Source organism: Mesorhizobium sp. M4B.F.Ca.ET.089.01.1.1 (assembly GCF_004022605.1).
Lineage (GTDB): Bacteria > Pseudomonadota > Alphaproteobacteria > Rhizobiales > Rhizobiaceae > Mesorhizobium > Mesorhizobium abyssinicae.
The window spans coordinates 1-2,079 of the sequence record NZ_RZOS01000694.1 but is presented as its reverse complement, the minus strand read 5'-3'; the positions used below and the strand labels follow the sequence as shown (position 1 = coordinate 2,079).

The following is a 2,079-nucleotide window of genomic DNA, read 5'->3' as shown; positions in this document are numbered from 1 at the left end:
CATGAACCCCCGCACCCGCCATGCTCTCGAGCTCATTCTCGACAATCTCGTCTGGTTCATGCTGGTCTTCGTGCTGGTGGTGTTTTCCCTGCTCATTCCGAACTACTTCCAGCTCGGCATCTTCGCCAACATCATCGAGGCCTCCAGCGTGCTGGGCGTAATGTCGATCGGCCTGGCGCTGGTCATCATCGCCGGCCACATGGACCTGTCGGTCGAATCGGTCGCCGCGCTCAGCGCCATGGCGGTCGGCATCCTGTTCTGCTCGTCGGGCATCGGCCTCGGCGTGCAACTGCACCCGCAATGGCTGATGGTTCCGGTTTCGCTGCTGCTCGCCGTCCTCGTCGGCGGCATCATCGGCGTCTTCAACGGCTTCCTGATCGTCAGGCTGAAGATGAGCGCCTTCATCATCACGCTGGCCTCCTACATCTGGGTGCGCGGCCTGGTGCTCGTCGTTTCCGGCGGCCGCTCGGCGCAGGACCTGGCGCCGGCGATCCGCTGGTTCGGCATCCAGCGGCTGATCGGCCTGCCGCTCACCGCCTGGATCGCCATCGCCTGTTTCGTCGTCTTCTCGCTGATCATGGCCAAGACGCCGTTCGGCCGGCATCTGGTGATGATCGGCGGCAACGAGACGGCGACCTTCCGCGCCGGCATCCGCGTCAATCGCAATTTGATCATCGCCTTCGTGCTTGCCGGCGCCATCGCCGGTCTCGCCGGCTGGCTGCTGGCCATCCGCACCTCCGGCGCCACCGCCAATCTCGGCGTCGGGCTTTTGTTCAACGCCTTCGCCGCCGTCGTCATCGGCGGCGTCAGCCTGAAGGGCGGCGTCGGCACCCTGCCCGGCGTCTATGCCGGCGTGCTCTTGCTCTCGGCCATCAACACGGCGATCAACCTGATGGGCCTGCCGGCCAATTTCACCCAGGTGATCCACGGCCTGCTGGTGCTGGCGGCGGTGCTGCTCGACGCCTTCAAGCAGACCATCCGGCAGAGGCTGGCATGACCGGCCGGCTGCAGGACAGGGTCGCGCTCATCGTCGGCAGCGCGCGCGGCATCGGCAAGGGCATCGCGCAGCGTTTCGCCGAAGAGGGCGCGAAGCTCGTGCTGGCCGACACCGAGGCCGGGGCCGGACAAGCCACCGCAAGCGAGTTCGGCGCCGCCTTCATCCGCACCGATATCTCGCAAATGGCCGAGGCCGAGGCCGCCGTGGCGCTGGCGCTCGAGCAGCATGGCCGACTCGACATCCTGGTCCAGAATGCCGGCATTTATCCCTGGCAGCTGATCGAAAACACCAGCCCGGAGGACTGGGACAGGGTGATGGCCGTCAACCTGCGCGGCTCCTTCAATGCCACACGTGCCGCGCTGGTGCCTATGAAAGAGCAACGGGCTGGCCGCATGCTGTTCACCTCGTCGATCACAGGCCCGCATGTGACCAGCCCCGGCCACGGCCATTATTCGGCGACCAAGGCTGGAATCAACGGGCTGATCCGTGCCGCCGCGCTCGAATTCGCCGGCTACGGTATCACCGTCAACGGCGTCGAGCCCGGCAACATCCTCACCGAGGCGATCGAGCTGCATCGCGGCGCGGCCTATATCCAGAACATGCAAGACTCCATCCCGCTCGGACGGCTGGGCAGCCCGCGCGACGTCGCCAATGCCTTCCTGTTCCTGGCCTCCGACGACGCCAGCTACATCACCGGCACGACCATCGTCGTCGACGGCGGCCAGCTCTTGCCCGAGGGCAAGGATTTTCGGCTGCTGCCGCCATGATTGTTGGCGGGCGTGGGCGAACTGCGAGACTCGCTTCAGGGTGACTGCTTGAAGATGGCTGGGATGGTGGGCGATGACGGGCTCGAACCGCCGACATCTTCGGTGTAAACGAAGCGCTCTACCAACTGAGCTAATCGCCCGCTCCGGGCCGGACCTTTAAGCAGTTAGGGCAGGCTTCGCAAGGCCAAATGAACAGGCGCCGCGTTGGCCGCGTGGCGGTTTTCCAGCGTAAAGAGGCGGTTGTCAAAAAACCTTCTCCAGTTTGCTGATAAGGTGCTTTGCCGCGCTTGACACCCGGTGGCGAACCCCTTATCC

At 65.0% G+C, this 2,079-nt stretch carries 2 protein-coding genes and 1 tRNA gene; 2 read left to right on the top strand and 1 reads right to left on the bottom strand.

Features of this window, described 5'->3' with window-relative positions; genetic code table 11:
- Position 1: 1 nt before the first annotated feature.
- On the top strand, positions 2-997 hold the full coding sequence (locus tag EN780_RS32810; RefSeq protein ID WP_126054882.1) for an ABC transporter permease: 996 nt from the start codon (positions 2-4) through the stop codon (positions 995-997).
- Positions 994-1,764: an SDR family oxidoreductase gene (locus tag EN780_RS32805; protein WP_127311638.1), complete on the top strand. Its 771-nt coding sequence runs from the start codon at positions 994-996 to the stop codon at positions 1,762-1,764. Before EN780_RS32810 ends, EN780_RS32805 begins: the two co-directional genes overlap by 4 nt.
- Positions 1,765-1,828: 64 nt before the next feature.
- Here the strand turns inward: EN780_RS32805 and EN780_RS32800 are convergent.
- Positions 1,829-1,904 (bottom strand) — tRNA-Val (locus EN780_RS32800).
- Positions 1,905-2,079 lie beyond the last annotated feature (175 nt).

Excerpts from the sequence above, each read along its gene's own strand:
- EN780_RS32805 (WP_127311638.1), top strand. The coding sequence starts at position 994 with ATGACCGGCCGGCTGCAGGACAGGGTCGCGCTCATCGTCGGCAGCGCG.
- EN780_RS32810 (WP_126054882.1), top strand. The coding sequence starts at position 2 with ATGAACCCCCGCACCCGCCATGCTCTCGAGCTCATTCTCGACAATCTC.